Genomic DNA, 21592 nt, shown 5'->3' on the forward strand with positions numbered 1-21592 from the left:
AACCGTGATGAGAGGCATAATAGGCTTGGCCCCCACACTTTATGTAAGACAACTTCTAATCAATAAAAAAGAGGAAATAACCATAACATCTATATAACTATCTTACATCAAACTTCATATAGATTGCGCCTCCTTAATTGGCAACAGTATGTAATGCATACCAGTGTATTTAAACGTTTGCTTCAATTCGGCTATTAAACCTTCTAATACAGGAAAACTAGCGTGCATCATCAATTGCACACGGCTTTGACGGCCAGCCACTTGTTCTAACATGCTCAGTGGCACATCGCCTTCAGCATGGTATCGACCATGCCCACTTACCTTACTTGATGTAAAACCAGATAGCTCGTTTTTTTGTAACAATAAATCAACTAATATTTCTTCTAAACTCACTGGCGCAATGAGTATTAATAAGCCTTGCGCAATTGTGTCTTGGGTCATTTTGCACCCCCATTAAAAAACCTACGATAAAAAATTGGCAACAATACCAACGTCAGCGCGGTTGAACTCACCAATCCGCCAATCACCACAATGGCTAAAGGCCGTTGAATTTCAGAGCCAGGACCAGTGGCAAATAGCAAAGGGATTAAGCCAAAGGCAGCAATACTGGCGGTCATCAGCACAGGTCTTAATCTACGCTTAGCGCCCTCCATTACGATAGAAGCCATTGCCATGCCTTGCGCTTGTAGCTGGTTAAAATAACTGACCATCACAACGCCATTAAGAACCGCTATACCCAATAAAGCAATAAAGCCCACCGACGCTGGGACGGATAAGTATTCTCCTGAAATCCACAGCGAGAACACGCCGCCAATCATTGCAAATGGAATATTGGATAAAATCAATAACGCTTGTTTAATTGACCCAAACGTCGCAAATAACAATAAAAATATCAGGCCAATAGCGACAGGCACAACAACCGCTAAGCGTGCAGAAGCTCTTTGCTGATTTTCAAACTGCCCACCAAACTTCACAGCGTAGCCTTCATCAAACTTCACTTCCGCTTGCACACGCTGTTTAGCTTCCTCCACAAAACTGACCAAATCACGGTCACGTACGTTGGCTGTCACTACCACCAAACGCGCACCATGCTCTCTATCCACTTTCACAGGGCCTTCTTCACGCTCAATTTTAGCCACCGCTGAAAGCGGTATATTCGTACCATTCGCTAGTGTCAGCATTAAATTACCAAAATCTGTAGGCGATGCACGTAAGTCTTGACTACCGCGAATCAACACTGGCGTTCGCCTTTGCCCTTCTTGCACCACGCCTAACTGCTTACCTTCAAGCTGTGCGAGCAATATGGATTCAATCTCAGTAATACTCAAGCCAAGACGGCCAGCAGCCATACGATCTATTTTAATTTGTAGATATTGCACACCACTATTTTGTGGCGTGTACACATCTTGGCTACCCGCAATAGACTCTAAAATTTTAACGATTTGCTGTGCTTTTGCATCGAGTGTAGGTAAATCTGGCCCAAAAATCTTAATGGCCAAATCACCACGTACGCCCAATATCATTTCATTCACACGCATATCAATCGGCTGCGTAAAGCTATAGGCCAAGCCAGGTAACTGGTTCATTACTTTACGCAACTCATCAATCAATTCATCTTTTGTCGCCATGCGCCATTCACTCATTGGTTTTAATACTAAAAAGTTATCCGTTTGATTTAGACCCATCGGGTCTAGCCCCAAATCATCAGAACCAACGCGCGAATACACGCCTTTCACTTCAGGCACTTGACTTAAAATTGCCCGCTGAACATTCATATCTGTGATGATGGTTTGATTAAGGTTAATAGAAGGCAGCTTCTCTACCCCAATAATAATGTCACCTTCATCCATCACTGGCATAAAAGTTTTACCTATTTGGGTGTACACCACACCAGTGAACGCAAGCATCACAAGCGCAGCAATAACAATCACTTTTGCATGCGCCAAACACCAGATCAATACTGGCTCATAAATGACCAATGCCTTGCGCACCAACCAAGGGTTGTCATGGCTGACTTCTTTTAACAAGAATGAAGATAACACAGGAATTACCGTCAACGACAATATAAGCGAGCCAGCTAAAGCAAACATAATCGTCAATGCGACAGGTGTAAATAATTTACCTTCTAAGCCCTGCAATGTCAGCAAAGGTAAAAATACAGTAATAATAATGAGCACGCCCGCAGTAACAGGCACACTAACCTCACGCACTGCGCGATAAATAATATGCATGCGTGGTAAAGAGCCAGCACGTTCTTTATCAGCTAAATGCGAGACGATATTTTCTACTACCACGACTGCAGCATCTACCAACATGCCTATTGCAATGGCAAGCCCACCTAAGCTCATTAAATTAGCAGACATGCCGAAATTGCGCATTAATAGAAAGGTAAACAATGCAGAAAGTGGCAGAATAAAAGCAATGGTGAGTGCTGCTCTAAAATCACCCAAAAACAAAACTAACAGAATTAACACAAGCACGACAGCCTCTAACAATGCTTTCGTCACAGTATTAACCGCACGCTCAACCAAACTACCACGATCATAAAACACATTAATCTTGACGCTCTTTGGTAACTGCGGGGCTATTTCAGCTAGCTTAGCTTTTACCCCCTCAACCACTTTTTGTGCATTTGCTCCGCGCAAACCCAACACCAACCCTTGAACAGATTCACTATCACCATTACTGGTCACAGCACCATACCGTGTAATAGCGCCAATACGCACAGTGGCAACATCTGCCACTTTCACTGACATACCTTGTTCTGTGCGTACGATAGTGTTCTCAACATCTTCAATGCTTTTAAAACCACCTTCTGAACGCACTAATAATGAACCCTCACCATCATTCAAGCGCCCTGCACCACCGTTTCGGTTATTCGTCTGAAGCACCTCTTGCAAACGATCTATCGCCACGCCTCGCGCATACATCCGTGCGTTGTCTGGTACGATTTCAAAACTACGTACTAATCCACCCAGCACGTTCACATCCGCCACACCAGCAACCGTGCGCAACTGGGGGCGAATCACCCAGTCAAGCAAGCTTCGTCGCTCTTGCAGGCTAAGCTCATCACTCTCTACAGTAAACATAAACATTTCGCCTAGCGGCGTTGTCATTGGCGCCATGCCACCAGAGGCATTATCAGGCAAATTGGCCCAGACAGCATTTATGCGCTCTGAGACTTGTTGCCTAGCCCAATAGATATCGGTTCCGTCTTCAAAATCCACCGTAATGTCAGTAAGTGCATACTTAGCCACAGAGCGTAATCCTACTTGATGCGGCACACCTAACATTTCAACTTCAATCGGTGCGGTAATTCTTGCTTCAACTTCCTCTGGCGTCATACCAGGGGCTTTAACAATAATTTTAACTTGTGTAGAAGACACATCAGGAAAGGCATCAATCGGCAAAGCCTGATAAGCCAACACACCTGCGGCCGCTAAACCGAGCGTAGCAATAATCATTAACAGCCGTTGAGTTAATGCAAACTGAATAAGTTTAGCTAGCATCATTCAGCTCCTAAACCCAACCAAGTACCTTTAATTGCAGCAATACCCGTCACTGCAATTTTTTCTGTGCCAACAAACGGTGCGTCAACGACAGCATCATCCCCTTGCTCTGAAATAATCGTCACTTTAATCGGTTTAAACCCTGTCTTAGTCTGTACAAAAACTAATGCATTAGTGCCTTGCCTTGCAAGTGCTGACTTTGGCACACTAAAATACTGTGATTGACCACCTAGGTTAATTTCCGCCTCGACAAACTGCCCTGGAGATAACTTTTCTGCACCTTTTGTAATTTCAGCACGCAAATGCAAAGTTTGATCCGCTTTATTCACACTACGAATCACAGCGATCAAATGCCCACTCGCTTGCAATTTAGGTACCTGAACTTGCATCCCCTCTTTAACAAACGGCAAGCCTTCAAGCGGCGCGTGAATTTCAAGCCAAAGTGGCGACAATTTTGCAATTCGATACAAGGGCATCGCCATATCAACACGCTGCCCAGTGGTCACCATTTGCTCCAACACTTGTCCAGAAATTGGTGCAACCAAACTGATTCCACTTTGCATCCCTGTTGATGGGCTTAGCTTTGAAATAGCCCCATCGCCCATCCCTGCCAACCTTAATGCCTGTTTACTCTGGGCTAAATTAGCGCTAGCCTCATCATGCGCACTTTCAGTTTCCAAATATCGACGCTGCGCAATAATGCCGTCCTTCAACAATTCGGTATCCCTTGCCAAAGCTTTTGCCGCAAGTCTCTTTTGCGTTAGCGCCTGTAAATAATCACGCTGCAAACCTAATAAGTCTGGGCTAATCAAATGTGCAATCACTTGCCCCTTCTTAACTGTCTGTCCTGCTGCAACATGCATTTGGTCTAGCAAACCTGACTGTGGCGCGCTGACAATGCGCTCCTGACCAACTGGAATAACGATTTCAGCTGGAAAACGGCGGCTACTCAATAAATTATTTTTACCGATAGGACTAACGACCACGCCCAAGCTTTTCTGTTGTGCCAAGCTCATTAATATATCGGCCGCCTGTGCATTGCCACTCAAAATGACCAACGTGGCAATCAATGATAAAAGATAGTTCATGGCAACACTCCTACTGTTTGGTTGTAGCGGGCAACATCCCACTGCACTTGTATTTTCTGACTGGCAAATATGCGTTCAGATTCAAAAGCTCGCGCTTGCACTCTTAATAAGCTGACCAAGTCCGTCTCACCTAATTGGAACGCTTTACGTGCTAGCCTGACGCTCTCATCAGCAATCGTATTTTGCTGACTTGCCAAAACCAGCTCAGCACGGCTGACTTCTAAATTATGTTCAGCTTCATGCATGGCTGTTTCTAAAGTATATTGAAGTGCTGCCTGCTCACTTAAGGCATTGCCTACCACCTGCTCGGCTGCTGCTTTAATCGGTGCAGCACGCGTATCGCCACCAAAGGGGATGCGTAACTTAACGCCTACACTTTCGTTGGCAGCCACATCAAACGCACCCTTAATACTGCGCATATTCAATAACACTTGAAGATTCTCGCGCCCCTCTACCTGCGCAAGCTCTCGTTCAGTCTGTGCCAGGTTAAGCTTAGATTGAGCCTCAAGCCATATTGGTGATTGCTGATAATCACTTAAAGTAGATTGTTGCTCTGTAAACTCAGCAGGTACTTCTTTTAGGCCTGTAAGCACATAATAACGGTGGCGCGCATGCATCACCTCAGCTTCAGCGCGCAAATGTTCTTGCTCAGCACGTAAAGATTCTTGTTGTGTCAGCATCACATCCGTTTTAGGCACTTCACCTGCTAAGAATCTTTTTTCCACATCTAGTTGAAGTTGATTGGCGACCTTCAACCTATTGATAGCAAGCACTAACTGACTCTCGCTCAAAGCCAGTGACCAAAGCACATCGCGCAGCAAACCAGCCACCTGAAGCTTCAAACTTTCACGACTAGCCGTCAACGTGCTACTGCCCACGTCAGCAACTTTTAGGCGCTTATCACGCTGACTTGGCATCCAAACAGGTAGCTCCAACTCAGCTTGCCACTCACGCTCACCGCGTCCACCACCCAACGCATCATTTTGATGCATCACACTCATTGCGGGCGCTGATGGCAACATGGCATGGGCGAGTGTATTTTTCGAGGCGACCCAAACATCCCTAGACTGCAATGTAGACTGCATAGGGTTTCGAATGAACGTTTTCTCTAACACCTCAGATAAACGCAGGTTTGGATTTACCTTTAGCGTATCTAGGTGGCGACCCTGATTAATATCAGCACTTAAAGATAAAGACACAGGCGCACTTTCAATGAGCATAGGCTCAGCATGAAGCATATTGAATAAACTTGCAGAGAACGCTATTACTAACCAGTATCGGCAGAAAATAGACATAACACACTCCTAAAAAAACATAAAATCACCTGTGATTAATACAGATGTTAATACTCAAGCTTTTTTAGAAAAGAGGTGGGGCGCGCGGCCCAGCGAGAGACTTTAAAAAGAGGGGGATACTGACATGAGCAGTACGCTCATAGCGATAACGTCGAACAGAGAGGATCAACAGAGGGATAATAAAAAGCATTAAAAATAAAGGCACAGGCAATGCCTCCATATTTTTAACCAAAGCCTTATTAACCCCAATAGTCTCTATGTCACTAATATTTTTAAGCGTATGCACATTATCTTGAAATTCAAATAAACCTGCATCATGCATATGTAAACCATGTCCATCAGCATAAGTATCCGCTTGAACATGCGCGTGGATAAAAGGCGTAAAAGCTTGCAATATCGCAAACCAAACCACGACTATCCACAACAGTTTTTTATTTAAACCTTTTAGCATAAACTAAATGTATCAGCTAATAAGCGTGATGACAAACGAATTACACCTAAGTGACTAATACCTAAGTTACGTTAGATACGTTTTTACGGGATACGTTTTATATTTAATACGATCTTTTTCTAGGGGTATAAGTATGGTGGCTATCAATATGCCTAAATGTGATACGTCCGTTATTCACATCATACGGTGATAGCTCAAGCGTCACTTTATCGCCTGCTAAAATACGAATGTGGTTTTTTTTCATCTTACCACCCGTGTAGGCAACCAAGGTGTGACCATTATCTAAGGTCACGCGGTAACGTGAATCAGGTAATATCTCCATTACCACACCACTCATTTCAATTAATTCTTCTTTTGCCATTGCTTTGCTCCAAAATCATGTAAGACCCGTGTTAAAGCAAAAAGCTAATCAAAAGTTGATGCAATCGTAAAACATTGGGTATAGTGAGTATAAAAATAATTTACGAAAGCACTACCTAACGCACGCGCACTATAGCGCCACACGCTTAATTTAGCAAGCTAAACAGTTAAATAAGTGCCTGATTTTTATCACTATCAAGCATTACCCTATAAATATAATGCAAATTGTGCTTGACAGCTTCCCAATTAGTCCGTAAAAAGCAATGTAGGCGTTTGAATTTTTAATTTTTTGGTCTTTCGTAGATTGATAGTATTTAAAAACCCGAACTTTCAGGGTGCCTCCCTTTTTTAAAAAGTATGGAATAAGATATGGCAACAGGTTTAGTAAAATGGTTTAATGACTCTAAAGGTTTTGGTTTCATTACTCCTGACGCAGGCGGTGACGATTTATTCGCACATTTCTCAGCTATCAACGATAGCGGCTACAAAAGTTTGAAAGAAAACGATCGCGTATCTTTCGACGTGACTGACGGACCAAAAGGTAAACAAGCTTCTAATATTCAGAAGGTTTAGTACTTAAAGAATCCATTTAAAATGACCCTTTATCGGGTCATTTTTTTTGTCTACTTTTTGCTAACTCAATTTTTTTGCTAACTCAATGTTTCATGAATGCCAAACTACAGTAGTTAAAATAAATATTTGTTGTCAAATTAACCCCAGAGTAAGATGATGGCTTGTTACAAGTTAAACAAAATGTAACAATCACCCAAAAGGATTAATCAGCACGGATCTTATGGAACAAAAACTCACATCACTTGAAATCGCTCGGCAAACGTTAATTAAGCTTTCTAAAAGCCAACGACCTCCGACTCCCGAGAACTACAGACAAGTTTATGATGAAATTGCTGGCACGGCTTCATCAAGCACCAAAGCAATTTTGGACAATACCCTCAACAAGGTACTGTTAGAGAAGAGCAAAGGCAACGCCAAATATGCGGCTATTGCAAAAAAAATCTCAAGCCTAATCGACAAACATGATGCTGTTAATCTAGATACACAACTTCGTGCACTTATATCTAATGATGCTGAAAACGAAAGTGACATTCAGTGGGGCACATTGTTACGCTACTTACTCAAGCAGTTAGACCTAAATCACACAGGGTTAACTGCCGCATCTAAAAAAGATGGGCTAAATCGTGTTATCACAAATTTTGGAAACGATTCATCTCAACTAGCGGAAAAAGTTCAGACACTCATCACGTCGTGGGGAGAAGGTAAAACTGCAAACATTGAAATATCGCCTAACGAACTTTCCAAACCAATCCATCATGGTCAATCATCTAAAAAAGATGAGGCATCACTGTCTATACATCATCATGCTGACAAAAATGATGTCAATCACGCAGAAGCAGCTATCGCTTGGCGTGACATACTGATTAGAACCATTAGGATTCTTGTCTTACCAAAATTTACTGACACACCGAGTGCTGCGAATCGCGTTGAAGAGTTAATTAAAGAAGCCGAAGCTGCGCATACGCTTGAGCAAATTAACCAACTTAACGGCTCTTTACGGTCAACCCTGCTTCGAGCAGAAATGCAAACAGATTCACAACGTAGAATGCAAGAAGCATTGATTGAAATATTGCGACTGCTAGTGGCCAGCATGGCAGATTTAACCATTGAAGATCAATGGCTACACGCACAAATTATGATTGTGAAAGAAATTGTTTCAAAACCACTTAAAATTGATACAGTTTATAACGCTGAAAGTAGCTTAAAAGAACTTATTTTCAAGCAGTCTCAGATTAAACCAGGTCTGATTGAAGCCAAAGAAACGCTGAGAAGCATGGTCAGCACATTTGTTAGCCGTCTGGCAGACATTACAACCTCTACAGGCAACTACCAAAGTAAAATTGAGGAATACCATAATCAAATTAATGCGGTAGAAGACATCTCTGAGCTTAATACCATTTTGGAAAGCTTAGTGGGTGATATTGGTGAAATGAATAATGAAGCAAAAGCTAATCACGTTACGCTCTTAGAATCACAGAAAAAAGCAGAAGAAGCTGAAAAGAAAATCAATGAACTGACACTTAAACTTGATTATATTAGCGAAGCCGCGCATGAGGATTTCTTAACTGGTGCATTAAACAGACGTGGTATGGATGAAGCACTCATTCGTGAGTTTGAGCGCTCTGACAGGCACGGCACGCCACTATCGCTGGCAATGCTAGACGTTGATCACTTTAAGAAAATTAATGACACCATGGGGCACTCAACAGGTGATAAAGCACTCGCCCACTTATCTAAAGTTGTTAAGAGCATTTTACGCAGTACTGATGTGCTAGCACGCTATGGTGGTGAGGAGTTTGTTATTTTGCTACCAGGCTCAAATCAGAAGGATGCTGTCACTGTGGTTTCAGGCTTGCAACGTGACTTAACTAAAAACTTCTTCTTGCACAACAGTGAGCGCGTACTCATTACATTTAGTGCAGGGGTCGCAGAGCGCTTGCATGGAGAGTCTGTTGATAGTGTTTTACCACGTGCAGATGCGGCATTATATTTAGCTAAGCAATCTGGAAGAAACCGAGTCATTGGTGCTGAACAACCTACAGCTATTTCTGAGTAAACTATCACTGGTTTATCAATACTCTAATTAATTAGCATTTAATACCAGCCCAAGACCAGCGCTTGGCACACTAAAATAGTGTGGGGTTTGCTTGTTTTTGACTTAAAAAAAGGGCTAACCTAGTGGTTAGCCCTTTTCTTTTATGAGGGAATGCTTAACAGCTAGGCCTGTGTAAGAATCCACTTCACAATCGTTTTGATGTCATCATCTTTCACCTGAGGACTATTCGGTGGCATTGGCATTTTACCCCAAACTCCACCACCACCTGCCTTCACTTTAGCTATCAAACGTGCCTCTGCGGATGCATCACCTTTATACTTAGTGGCAATATCTTTGTAGGCTGGCCCAAGAATGGCATTTTGTATGCCATGACACATAAGACACCCACTTTTTTGCGCAAGCTTTTCTGCTGATTCAGAGGCATTTGCCACTTGTGCAGTCAATATCAAAGCGCTTAACAATACTGTTTTCTTGAATAGTTTATACATAATTGTATCCTTATGACTAAATGTTATAGGCTGAATACGTTCATTGCACCACCACCAGGTGCAGCGTTGTACTTAACTAGATCTTTATAACCACCAGCAGCACCCAAGCCATCAGTAGCATTAGTTAACCCTAGGTTCATCGCCACACCAGCCCAACCACCAATGCCAGACAATACACCTACGTACTGCTTACCTTTATGGCCGTAAGTGATGGCATTACCAACGACGCCAGAACCTACTTGGAATTTCCACAACTCCTTACCTGAGTTAGCATCAACCGCTTTAAACCAGCGATCAAGTGTGCCGTAGAACACTAAGTTAGTAGAGGTAACAAGTGCGCCGCCCCAAGCTGAGAACTGCTCTTTTTTGTACCAAGCTGATTTACCTTTTAAGCCATCCCAAGCCATAAAGCCACCCATCACACCATCTGGCCCAGGGAACATGGTTAAGGTTGAACCTACCCATGGCTGCCCAGCAACGTATTTAGACTCTACTGGCTCGTATGTCATGCAAACATGATTAAGCGGTACGTAGAACATGCCTGTTTTTGGTGAGAATGCCGCAGGTTGCTGATCTTTTACACCTAACGCTGAAGGACAAATCCCTAGTGCGTTGTAATCTTGGTGGGTTGAAAACTTAGGATCTTTTATTGGTGTACCAGTTTTAAGGTCAACACTTGATGCCCAGTTAACAAACGGATGCATTTTATTCGCGACTAACAATGATCCATTGGTACGGTCAAAAGTGTAACCAAAACCGTTACGGTCGAAGTGGCTAGCAAGTTTTTTGCCTTTAGAATCCCACAGGATGATTTCATTCATACCGTCGTAATCCCACTCATCATGAGGCGTCATTTGATAGCCCCATTTCGCCATGCCTGTATCTACATCACGTGCAAAAATCGTCATAGACCACTTGTTATCGCCAGGTCGTACATCTGGGTTCCATGTGCTTGGGTTACCTGTACCGTAGTACATCAAGTTCAATTTAGTGTCATATGAGTACCAACCCCAAGTTGGGCCGCCACCATTCTGCCAGCCATCTTTTCTTGCTTGTGGTTTGAGCCAAGTTTTAATACCAAGATCTTTCTCTGGGAATTTCAATTGGTCTTTAGGTAAGGCTTTAAATGAACCACCAATTTTATTACCGCCGTTTACGTCTTGGTAAAGTGATAACGCGCTGTAGTGCGGATTATCTTTATTAAAATCATCACCAATCAATACATCTTGGTCAGAGCCTGTGCTGTATGCACGCCAAACTAAAGCGCCATCTTTAATGTTATAAGCAGTGATATAACAACGCACACCATACTCACCACCTGAACAGCCAGTAATCACTTTGTCTTTAATCACATGTGGTGCATTGGTATTTGATGCGCCTTCTTTCGTATTGGTAACTTGCGTATCCCAGAGTTTTTTACCAGTTTTAGCATCTAACGCAACTAAAAGACCATCATTTTGTTGCAAGAAAATTTTGCCATCACCATAACCCAAGCCACGGTTTACGTTATCGCAACATAGTAAAGCTTGTACTGATGGATCTTGTTTAGGGAAATAAGACCAAAGAATTTTTTGATTATTATTTAAATCTAGTGCGTAGATGTTGTTAGGAAACGCGGTATGGATATACATCACACCATTGATCACCAATGGCGCACCTTCGTGACCACGATTAACACCTGTTGCAAATGACCAGGCAAGTTTCATGTTTTTCACATTGCCTTTATTGATTTGGCTTAGACGGCTATATCCAGTATTGCTAAAATCCTTACGTGGATGTGCCCACTGATTATCATCATTCATGAGTGTTGATAATTCATCTGCAGCAAAAGCTGGTGTGCTTAACATGCCAAATAGACCAGCACTTAAAGCGATGCTCAAGCCAAGTCTACGTTTAAATTGATGATTCATTTTGCATCCCCAAATTATAAAAATTATTTAAGTTACGTATTACTAATTTCATGCATTGAAACGACATTGGTAACAGTGCTAATATTGCAATGGGCATGCCAACACAATAAAAAGCCATCATTTAAATAAATTTTTATAAAAAAATTATTTAAAATCAATAAACTAAAAATCTCATGGAAATAAAGATTGCTTCCATGCTGAAAGCATTTAACTTTGAACACTGTGTCAAAATTGAACATCTGTCACGTGACAGGTGTTCAATCATTTAAGGTAAGTAGCCAACAATATGAGCAATGCCACAACAGATAAAACTCCAGCTATCCTGCAAGCCAGAAAAGAATTTTTGAGCAATGGCAATGTAGAACAAGGGGCAATTGCTGAAGCGATTGAGCGCTCATGGCGGCGCTGCATGGCGAATGGTATAGACACAAACTCGCCACAAAGTCTGGAAATTGTGACCGCGCAAGAGCTTGCTCTGAAACGTGAGCAAAATCAGCAACTGCTTAAGCTTGCGCAACCTGAGATGGAAACACTCAACGAGCAAATCGCACACACACGTAACGTAGTGATATTAACGGACGATGAAGGTGTGATTTTACATAGCCTTGGCGGGCATCACTTTCTGAATGAAGAGCAACGCATTGCTTTGTCTGCCGGCGCATCTTGGCATGAAAATCATAGAGGCACCAATGCGATTGGTACTGTGCTAATTGAACAATCAGCGCTCACGGTACAAGGTGCCGAGCATTTTATGGCATACCATCACTCATTAAGCTGTTCTGCCGTCCCTATTTTTGGTGCTGAGAATCAGCTGATTGCCACATTAGACGTTTCTAACGACTCCAACACATCACAGCAACATACCCTAGCGTTGATAAAAATGTCTGCACAGATGATTGAGAATCGACTGTTTTTAGCAAGCCACCAAGGTGATGTGGTACTACATTTTCATGCTCGCCCAGAGTTTATCGGCACACTATGGGAAGGCGTCGCCATTTTTACGGAAGGTGGTCAACTGGTCGCTATCAATAGAAGTGGTCAATTTCAACTCAGCTTAAACACAAACGCATCTAATACAAAAAATGAGCGTGCGTATCCCCAAGTTAACTTTGACCAGTTATTTGATATTCCATTTACCAGTCTGGTAAGGCAGACTGGGAGCACAGATAAACTAATCGTGCCCTTAAGGTTAAATAATGGTGCACGTATTTATGTACAAGTAGAACTGCTGCATAAAAAACAATGGATTAGCACAACACCTCCTGCTATCGTAAAAAGAACCAGTGCTGCTAATCTGGATTTATTAGATAGTGGTGATTCAAAAATTTCACGTGCTATACAACAAATAAAACAAGTACTGTCCCGCGACATCCCTATTTTGATTCAGGGTGAAACGGGGGTTGGTAAAGAGTTATTCGCACGTGCGATACATGAAGCGAGCGCGCAGCACAAAGGCCCATGGATTGCCGTGAATTGTGCAGCATTACCAGAAGGCTTAATTGAAGCGGAGTTGTTTGGCTATGAAGAAGGTGCTTTTACGGGTGCGCGGCGTAAAGGTAGCCCTGGAAAAATTGAGCAAGCGAACGGCGGTACTTTATTTTTAGATGAAATTGGCGACATGCCACTCTCGTTACAAGCAAGGTTACTGAGGGTGCTCCAAGAGCGTACCGTTACACCTTTAGGCAGTACAAAAACGATTCCTGTTAGCTTCTCGCTCATTAGTGCCACTAATTTAAAACTAAAGGAAAAAGTAGATAGCGGCGCTTTCCGTAGTGACCTCTATTACCGCCTTAATGGCTTGAGCGTAGCGCTGCCGCCTTTGCGAGAGCGCTCTGATTTGCAGGCACTGATTGATGTCATTCTACATATCGAGCAAGCTGGCAACATAGAAATCACTCCTGAAGTCATGGGGATATTCAAAGCGCATTCATGGCCAGGCAATATCCGTCAGTTACATAATGTCCTACGGACGGCATTAGCATTAGCAGATGGGTTGCCTATTAGCACACTGCACCTGACTCAAGATTTTATTGATGAGATATCCACGCCGCTTCTAGCAAACATCAATGACTCTCCATCGAAATTGTTAGATTTAGGTGACGTAACAAGTCACGCAATACAACTTGCCATGCAGGCTGAGTCTGGCAATATTTCCGCGGTAGCGCGAAAGCTTGGCATCAGCCGCAACACGCTTTATCGCAAACTAAAAACGATGGGGCTTAGCTAAACTTAAAGCCTGTGTTAAAGCTGAAAGCCTGTATTAAAAGATTGACTAAATATTAAAGCTTATTGAGTAAAGCGCTGTCGATAAAATCACTTAGCATCAGTGTGCACAGCTTTAATGTCCCGATGCCACAAAGTGGCAGCGCCAAACATGAGATAATTAAAAGCAGAAATGGCTAAATAGCAAAGAGCAACTTCCGAAATAAAATCACCAATCGGCTTATCCTTAACCACTACGTAAATTAAGCCAAATACCATCAACAGCGTGGCAACAATAGTGAGTATATTTGTGATTCTTTTTATTAATATCGCCATATAAATCTTTAAACCACCCTTAATAAAAACGTAAAATCTGTTTATGTAGCAACACTATACTACCACCCGCCGTATACCAGCATGACATACGTCATGCTAAGAAGAATAAACTTTAGGGGCTGTAGTAGATTAGTACAGTAATTTTTAGTTATATTAACTGCGTCATCTATTAAAGCAATTAAGCCCTAAGTATGAAAAGGATGATATCAATGATAGGCATATTACTAGCGGCTGGTTTTTCACGTCGATTCGGGTCGTCTGACAAGCTATTGCAAGCTTTGCCAGATGGTCGCCCAATCGCAGTGGCCTCTGCTCAGAATCTCATTGAGGCAATGCCAACTAGCATTGCAGTGGTGCGGGCAGAAAATATTCAGCTTGCTGAATTATTACTCAGTATCGGCTTTAACATTGTGGCATGTGAAGAGAATAAGCAAGACATGGCAGATAGCCTAGCGATGGCTATTCGTTTCTCATCTAAGTTTGAAGCCGCAAAAGACGGTTTTTTGATTGCTCTGGCAGATATGCCATATATTAAACCTGCTACGATTAGCGCCGTTGCTGAGCAGCTATCAAACCATGCTAATCATTCGATTGTCATCCCTACCTATGAGGGTCAACGTGGCCACCCTGTTGGCTTTGCTACCCAATATCGTAGCGAACTAGAAAACCTACATGGTGATGAAGGTGCGCGCGCTATTATCAAACGATATCCAGATGCAGTTTATATGCTGCCATGCAAGGATGTGGGAATTTTAGCGGACATTGATACACCCGCAGATTTAAAACGCTAAGCCGCACAACTTACTTAGCTTACCAAACCAATCGTCGTCTGTTGTGCCCGCACTTGAATCAACTCAGCAAGAATGGCAACAGCAATTTCGGCAGGTGTACGGCTACCAATACGCAACCCCACTGGGCCGCGCATCGTTGCAATTTCTGATTCACTCAAATCAAACATACGTAAACGTTCACGGCGCTTTTCCTGATTTTTATGTGAGCCAAGTGCGCCTACATAAAACGCATCTGACTTTAACGCCTCTAGCAAGGCCATGTCATCTAGCTTAGGGTCATGTGTCACTGCCACTATCGCCGTATGCGCATCTGGCTCAATATCCAGCACCACATCATCAGGCATGCCATATACCAAGGTTGCACCCTCTACATGCCACTCATCTCGAATTTCTTGGCGTGGCTCACATACCAGCACATCAAAATCCAAGGCCTGCGCCATACTTGCTAGCGTAGCACCAAGTTGATTAGCACCGATAATCAATAAGCGCCATTGCGGTCCAAAGTAGCTATGAAACCAATTACCCTCGATTCTTGGCGCACCTTCAGGCAATACTTCCGCGAGCTTAATTTCCCCTGTCTTTATATTCACAGAGCGTTTGGTCAGTTTACGATGACGTAAGTTCTGAATAATCGGCTCCAACTGAGCTACCACATTCAACGGCTCTACAAATATCTGTAATTGCCCGCCGCATGGGATTCTAAAGCGCTGTGCATCTTCACGGCTAACACCATACTCCATGATTGTAGGTTGCGTGGGCAAAGTTCGATTGCGCGCTTTGTCGGCTAAATCATCTTCAATACAACCACCAGAAACTGAGCCTATCAAATGCCCATCCTCACGCACCACCAGCACCGCACCAGGCAGACGTGGCGCAGAGCCCCACGTCTTTACTACGGTAAACAAATGCGCCTGATACCCATCATTCAGCCAATCAAGCGCTCTGTGTAATACTTCTAAGTCTGCTGATTTCAAGGGATTAAGCCAGCTGATTGCCAATCGGCAATTGACGGATACGTTTACCTGTAGCCGCAAAAATTGCATTAGTCACCGCAGGGGCAACAGGCGGCAAGCCAGGCTCACCAACGCCACCCATTTTTTCAGTGCTTTGCACGATGTGTACTTCAACCTTGGGCATATCGCTCATGCGCATCACGAGATAATCATGGAAGTTAGACTGCTGAACCTTACCTTCTTTAAAGGTAATTTCACTTTGCATGGCAGCCCCTAAGCCAAAAGAAATCGAAGACTCCATTTGTGCTTTTAGAGAATCAGGGTTTACTGCAAGACCGCAATCAATGGCACACACCATACGATGCACTTTCACTGCGCCTTGATCAACAGAGACTTCCGCGACCTGCGCAACAAAACTGCCAAAAGACTCATGCACCGCAATGCCGCGAGAAACACCTTTAGGCAATGGCTTGCCCCACTCGGCTTTCTCAGCGGCTAAATTAAGTGCCGCTAAATGACGTGGGTGACCTTTCAAAAGCGCACGACGGTAATCTAATGGGTCTTTCTTCGCACTATGTGCAAGCTCATCAATCAAACTTTCCATCACAAATGCAGAGTGGCTATGGCCAACTGAACGCCACCAAAGCACAGGAATACCAGTTTTCACGGTATGCAAACTCACATGATAGTTAGGAATTTCCTTCAAATACGGTGAATCTGCAATGCCCTCTACTGAGGTAGCATCAACCCCATCTTTAATCATAAAAGCTTCAAATGGCGTCCCTAACATAATTGACTGACCTACCGTCACTTGCTCCCAAGCTGCTGGAAAACCATTGGTATCCAAGCCGATTTTGGCTTTGTGTAAATACATTGGGCGATAATAACCGCCCTGCACATCATCCTCACGACTCCAAACTGTTTTCACTGGCACACCTGCCGCTTTAGCCACATGCACCGCCTCTGACACAAAGTCAGCCGCTGGATTTGCACGTCGCCCAAAACCACCACCTAAGAAAAGCGTATGTATTTTGACTTGCTCAGGCGTCAACCCTAATATTTTTGCCGCAGCTTGCTGGTCTGTTGTTTGCATTTGCGTGCCTGTCCAAATTTCACAAGCATCTTTCTCAATACGGACTGAACAGTTGAGCGGCTCCATCGGTGAATGTGCTAAATAGGGCAATGCGTATTCAGCTTCGATTAACTTATCAGCTTTAGATAACGTAGCTTTGCTATCACCCAATTGTGCTGCGACCAAGCCAGGATTAGCCGCTTTGCTTCTAAAGTCCTCAAGCATCGCTTTTGAATCAAGGCCTGCGTTGGGACCTAAATCCCATTCGACCTTCAGTGCTTCACGGCCTTGTTTTGCTGCCCAATAATTATCAGCCACCACCGCAACACCCGTAGGCACTTGCACCACCTGCTGAACACCTTTGACTTGCTTGGCAGCACTTGCATCAAAAGACTTTACTGAGCCACCGAATACTGGTGAACGCGCCACCATGGCAGTCATCAAGCCATCGAAATGAACATCCTGCCCAAATACCGCAGTGCCATTTATTTTTTCCGGGCCATCCAGACGCTTAGTCGCCTTGCCGATCACTTTCCAATCTTTAAGGTCTTTTAGCGTAACGGCTTTCGGCGTTTCTAACTTGGCTGCAGCTTCAGCGAGATCGCCATAGCTAATTTTCGAGTCGCCGCTAATGACAAAACCATTTTCTGTTTTAAGATTAGCAGCAGGAACACCTAATTGCTCAGCAGCGGCACCAATTAATAACTGTCGCGTCAGCGCGCCAGCTTGACGATAGCGGTCAAACTCAGACCAAGTGGTAGAAGATCCACCCGTGATTTGAATGCCGTAAGCAGTATGAAGATATGCAGGGGATGCAGAAGCATGTTCTACTCTAATCTTGCTCCAATCGGCATCCAACTCCTCTGCAATCAACATGGGCAATGTTGTCCAAATACTTTGTCCCATCTCGCTATGTGCAAGCATCACAGTGATTGTATTATCGGTGCCAATCCGTAAAAAGGCATTGGGTGCTGGGAGCGTTGCTTCACCCGCATTGCCAGTTTCTTTCGCAGCACCCGGCAGTAAAAAGCGTTTAGCTTGAGGAATTGAAAACGCAATCACAAGGCCACCAACCACTAACGCTGAGGCTTTAATGAAAGTACGTCTAGAGATATTTAAAGGTGCAGTCATGAATATCTCCTTAAGCTAATTTAGTGGCAGCAGCATGAATCGCTGCACGGATACGCGGATAAGTACCACAACGGCAGATATTTCCGCTCATGGCTGCATCAATATCGGCATCAGTTGGTGTTTGGTTGCTAGTCAGCAAAGCTGTCGCGGCCATAATTTGGCCGGATTGGCAGTATCCACACTGCACCACATCCACCTCACTCCAGGCCGCTTGAACCGCTTGGCCAACTTTATCATTTTGAATATCTTCAATCGTGGTAATTTTTTTACCAACTGCAGCAGCGATAGGCGTAACACACGAACGAATTGGCTCCCCATCTAAATGAACCGTACAGGCACCACATTGCGCCATGCCACAACCAAACTTGGTACCAGTCAAATGCATGACATCTCTTAATGCCCACAGTATCGGCATATCATCAGACACATCTAGCTTCTCTTCTTTACCATTGATATTCAAAATAATCATGATGGCTTACCCTCTAATTTGTTGTTTTAATATTGATTTTTATAAACTTATACGGCAATTATCGTTTAATGCTAAATAACAATGAATGCAAAAATAGCACTATCTCATACTGTTAACTATCATTATATGGAATAATTTGGAATTGATAATTCCAAATTATGGATTACTTATTCATGCAGAATCAATTAGAAATGCTACGTATATTTAAAGCAGTAGCAGAATCCGCCAATTTTAAAGAAGCCTCAATCCGACTAGGCATTTCACCACAATCTGTCACTCGCGCCATCAAAGAGTTAGAAGAACGCGTTGGTGAACCACTGTTTTATAGAAGCACACGTAACACTACCATTACCGAATTTGGTAAGCAAATGGCACTGAAAAGTGAAGGTGTGATTGAGCAAGTGGATGCACTCTTTCAGTTGAATCAGCATACACATGCGCCAAAAGCGATAGAAGGCTCAGTTAAAATAACGATGCCAAGCACATTTGGACGCCAATATTTACTACCAGCCCTCACTGCGTTTGCAAAAGAGTACCCGAACATTCAGCTAGATCTCAGATTCTCCGATCTGATTGATAATGTCGTGGCTGATCAAATGGATATTGGGGTTCGTATCGGTTTTTTTAGCAACAACAGAAATGTTGCAAGACGTGTGAATGAAATTAAATTTCATATAGTAGGCGCGCCTGCGCTGATAGAAAAAACCGGTATTCCTAATCAAGTCAACGATTTATGTGGAATGCCATACACAGGACTTATTGACCAGAATACAGGCAGAATGTGGCCTTGGTCTTTTGCGAATGAACCTGACTGCTTTCCTAGCGCGCCAGCCTTCATTACAGATGACATCGAAGCCGAACTAGCAGCAGTACTTGCTGGTGTCGGTTACAGTCAGCTTCCTGATGCTATATGTAAGAAATACATCCAAAATGGCCAGCTCGTTTCCGTATTGGCAGATCAAGCACCCGCCCCATGGGGTATTTATGTGTACCGTCCACAGCGAGGCCCTGTGGCAGAACGCGTGAGAGTCGTATTTGATTATTTAGCAAAAACACTCAGTGAGATTAAGTTTGGATAGACACAGACAGCGTTTTTAAAAACAGTTTGAATTAAACAATATAATAAGTTTCAAACACAGCAACATGATTAACAAACACTTTTGAGTAACTTATATCAAATCAATTAGCACCTGGGAGTCATTTATGTCAGAAAACTATCAAGTACTTATCACTGGCGCCAACCGTGGCATTGGCCTAGAGTTCGTCAGTCAATATGCACGTGACGGCCGGAAAGTAGTAGCATGCTGTCGCGCTCCAGAACAAGCAAGCTCATTACAAGCACTCGCAAAAACACATACAAACATTCAAATACTGCCATTGGATGTTGCCGACTTTGCTCAAATTGATGCTTTAGCGCTTCAGCTAAAAGATTTAAAAATAGATCTACTGATCAACAATGCTGGCATTTACCCAGATAGCAGCACAGACGACATCAATACTAACGATTGGCTAGATGCATTTAAAGTAAACAGCATGGCGCCGTTGAAAATGGCCATGGCTTTTGCACCTCACATTGCCAATAGTAAACTGAAAAAGATTGCCACGCTCTCCAGCAAAATGGGCAGCTTAGACGATAATACCAGTGGCGGTAGTTATATTTACAGAAGCTCAAAAGCCGCAGCTAATATGGTGATGAAAAGCTTATCGATAGACTTACAACCGTTAGGCATTACCGTCGTCACCTTACACCCAGGCTGGGTGCAAACCGAAATGGGCGGTAGCAATGCATTAATCGACACTAAAACAAGTGTTACTGGCTTACGCAAGGTAATTGAACAATCAAACCTAAATACAACAGGGCAATTTATTGCCTATGATGGGCAACTTATCAAATGGTAAAGTCGGCCCATTAATAATCAAAGCAAGATCGTACTTACCTATACAAAGTTTAACATCACAAATGAATAGCAATTAACTGCTGATAATTACTTTGCACGCTGATCGAAATGAATCATAAGTCACAATTCTACTAAGCAAATATTAAGGTCAGATACCATGATACCCCTTACCTAAGCTCGTGAATTGCAATGATGATATAAACTTGTGTCTTTTAAAAAACAACAACAATGTACTATAATTACTCGTCTTAATTTACAAGCTAGTCAATACAATCATATTTTCGTTACATCCCCAATTTAAATAAGTAAACACAAATTACAATAACGTGGCTTCTAAAAAGCATGCTAAGTCTTAGTATGTTTAAACGTACATGTAAAAATTTCGAATAAAAATAAAACTGGTCACTAATGCGCAAGATTCAAACAATGTTCAAAAAACTGCTGTTAATCATAGGATTAATATCAATTTTTGCATCTGTTTTTAATCAGCATTTCAATAATAACGCATTTGATACACAAGGCAATGACCTAGTAACAATGGTGCAATTTGATATAGATAGCAACCGAGACATTGCTGATAACATTGCTGTTACTAGCGTTTTATATCATCAAATCATTCGAAAGAGCCCTGCTTACTACTCCTACAGCGCAAGCTATCAAGAACCAACCCTGTTAGTTCACCTAAGACCTCCGCGCACTTAATCTAAATGTGGCTTAATTCTTGCAAGCTTAACTATTAGGCTTGCAGGCATTGTCAATCTCTGCCGTTGCTACCCAGAACGATGCTTATCTCATAGGCATGCGTGCTGCACAGCGCAAAATCAAAATTAATAATTTTTGTCATTAGTTAATAGCGATTAATTAGTTTCAAACTTCACTCAGGAAACTGTTTATGCATCATTTTAGTGCAAGTAGGCGATTAACAAGCTCAAAAAAAAGACGCTTAACTTCCCTTATCGTTTTATTGTCTAGTTTTATGTTTAGTCATACAACACATTCAGCGCAAAGCT

At 42.9% G+C, this 21592-nt stretch carries 18 protein-coding genes; 6 read left to right on the plus strand and 12 right to left on the minus strand.

The genetic code is table 11. From position 1 onward, the window contains the following. Positions 1–114 precede the first annotated feature (114 nt). The 6 genes from Q7U33_RS11650 to infA all read right to left on the minus strand — a co-directional run bounded on the left by Q7U33_RS11650 (position 115) and on the right by infA (position 6704). Positions 115–441, minus strand: coding sequence for a DUF3240 family protein (locus Q7U33_RS11650; protein ID WP_304861152.1), 327 nt, complete (start codon positions 439–441; stop codon positions 115–117). Then, positions 438–3509, minus strand: a complete 3072-nt coding sequence (locus Q7U33_RS11655; RefSeq protein WP_304861210.1) for an efflux RND transporter permease subunit — start codon at positions 3507–3509, stop codon at positions 438–440. The genes Q7U33_RS11650 and Q7U33_RS11655 overlap by 4 nt, the downstream gene beginning before the upstream one ends. After that, a complete protein-coding gene (locus Q7U33_RS11660; protein ID WP_304861155.1) occupies positions 3509–4597 on the minus strand; it encodes an efflux RND transporter periplasmic adaptor subunit in 1089 nt (362 codons plus the stop codon). The genes Q7U33_RS11655 and Q7U33_RS11660 overlap by 1 nt, the downstream gene beginning before the upstream one ends. Continuing rightward, on the minus strand, positions 4594–5892 hold the full coding sequence (locus tag Q7U33_RS11665; RefSeq protein WP_304861158.1) for a TolC family protein: 1299 nt from the start codon (positions 5890–5892) through the stop codon (positions 4594–4596). Before Q7U33_RS11665 ends, Q7U33_RS11660 begins: the two co-directional genes overlap by 4 nt. 64 nt (positions 5893–5956) lie before the next feature. Then, positions 5957–6343, minus strand: coding sequence for a hypothetical protein (locus Q7U33_RS11670; RefSeq protein WP_304861160.1), 387 nt, complete (start codon positions 6341–6343; stop codon positions 5957–5959). A 103-nt stretch (positions 6344–6446) separates the two neighbouring features. Further along, positions 6447–6704 (minus strand): translation initiation factor IF-1, encoded by a 258-nt coding sequence (gene infA / locus Q7U33_RS11675; protein WP_304861162.1) that lies wholly within the window; start codon positions 6702–6704, stop codon positions 6447–6449. A 368-nt stretch (positions 6705–7072) separates the two neighbouring features. On the opposite strand from infA, the gene Q7U33_RS11680 reads away from it, so the two are divergent. Continuing rightward, the gene (locus Q7U33_RS11680; RefSeq protein ID WP_019897632.1) at positions 7073–7276 is read left to right on the plus strand and encodes a cold-shock protein; all 204 of its coding nucleotides are present in this window, start codon (positions 7073–7075) and stop codon (positions 7274–7276) included. 220 nt (positions 7277–7496) lie between these two features. Then, entirely contained in the window at positions 7497–9332 is a 1836-nt protein-coding gene (locus Q7U33_RS11685) for a GGDEF domain-containing protein (protein ID WP_304861166.1), read from the plus strand. A 161-nt stretch (positions 9333–9493) separates the two neighbouring features. Here the strand turns inward: Q7U33_RS11685 and Q7U33_RS11690 are convergent, their stop codons facing one another. Next, complete coding sequence (locus tag Q7U33_RS11690) at positions 9494–9820, minus strand: c-type cytochrome (protein WP_304861168.1); 327 nt, start codon at positions 9818–9820, stop codon at positions 9494–9496. Positions 9821–9843: 23 nt separating this feature from the next. Continuing rightward, the gene (locus Q7U33_RS11695; RefSeq protein WP_304861170.1) at positions 9844–11730 is read right to left on the minus strand and encodes a methanol/ethanol family PQQ-dependent dehydrogenase; all 1887 of its coding nucleotides are present in this window, start codon (positions 11728–11730) and stop codon (positions 9844–9846) included. 286 nt (positions 11731–12016) lie between these two features. Between Q7U33_RS11695 and Q7U33_RS11700 the strand changes: the two genes are divergently transcribed. After that, positions 12017–13957, plus strand: coding sequence for a sigma-54-dependent Fis family transcriptional regulator (locus tag Q7U33_RS11700; protein WP_304861173.1), 1941 nt, complete (start codon positions 12017–12019; stop codon positions 13955–13957). A gap of 86 nt (positions 13958–14043) precedes the next feature. Here the strand turns inward: Q7U33_RS11700 and Q7U33_RS11705 are convergent, their stop codons facing one another. After that, complete coding sequence (locus tag Q7U33_RS11705; RefSeq protein WP_304861175.1) at positions 14044–14268, minus strand: hypothetical protein; 225 nt, start codon at positions 14266–14268, stop codon at positions 14044–14046. 209 nt (positions 14269–14477) lie between these two features. On the opposite strand from Q7U33_RS11705, the gene Q7U33_RS11710 reads away from it, so the two are divergent. After that, entirely contained in the window at positions 14478–15059 is a 582-nt protein-coding gene (locus Q7U33_RS11710; protein ID WP_304861177.1) for a nucleotidyltransferase family protein, read from the plus strand. Positions 15060–15073: 14 nt separating this feature from the next. Here the strand turns inward: Q7U33_RS11710 and Q7U33_RS11715 are convergent, their stop codons facing one another. Genes Q7U33_RS11715 through Q7U33_RS11725 form a run of 3 tightly spaced genes read right to left on the minus strand, consistent with a single transcriptional unit; the run spans position 15074 to position 18684 of the window. Then, positions 15074–16033, minus strand: coding sequence for an XdhC family protein (locus tag Q7U33_RS11715; protein ID WP_304861180.1), 960 nt, complete (start codon positions 16031–16033; stop codon positions 15074–15076). 4 nt (positions 16034–16037) lie between these two features. Beyond that, the gene (locus Q7U33_RS11720) at positions 16038–18215 is read right to left on the minus strand and encodes a xanthine dehydrogenase family protein molybdopterin-binding subunit (RefSeq protein ID WP_304861182.1); all 2178 of its coding nucleotides are present in this window, start codon (positions 18213–18215) and stop codon (positions 16038–16040) included. Positions 18216–18225: 10 nt separating this feature from the next. After that, positions 18226–18684 (minus strand): (2Fe-2S)-binding protein, encoded by a 459-nt coding sequence (locus Q7U33_RS11725; protein WP_304861184.1) that lies wholly within the window; start codon positions 18682–18684, stop codon positions 18226–18228. Between the two features lie 173 nt (positions 18685–18857). Here Q7U33_RS11725 and Q7U33_RS11730 point away from each other — a divergent pair, with 173 nt between their 5' ends. Further along, the gene (locus Q7U33_RS11730) at positions 18858–19763 is read left to right on the plus strand and encodes a LysR family transcriptional regulator (protein ID WP_304861187.1); all 906 of its coding nucleotides are present in this window, start codon (positions 18858–18860) and stop codon (positions 19761–19763) included. Between the two features lie 124 nt (positions 19764–19887). After that, positions 19888–20583: an SDR family oxidoreductase gene (locus Q7U33_RS11735; protein WP_304861190.1), complete on the plus strand. Its 696-nt coding sequence runs from the start codon at positions 19888–19890 to the stop codon at positions 20581–20583. The last annotated feature ends 1009 nt before the right edge of the window (positions 20584–21592 follow it).

The sequence above is a fragment of the Methylotenera sp. genome, from assembly GCF_030653755.1.
GTDB lineage: Bacteria > Pseudomonadota > Gammaproteobacteria > Burkholderiales > Methylophilaceae > Methylotenera.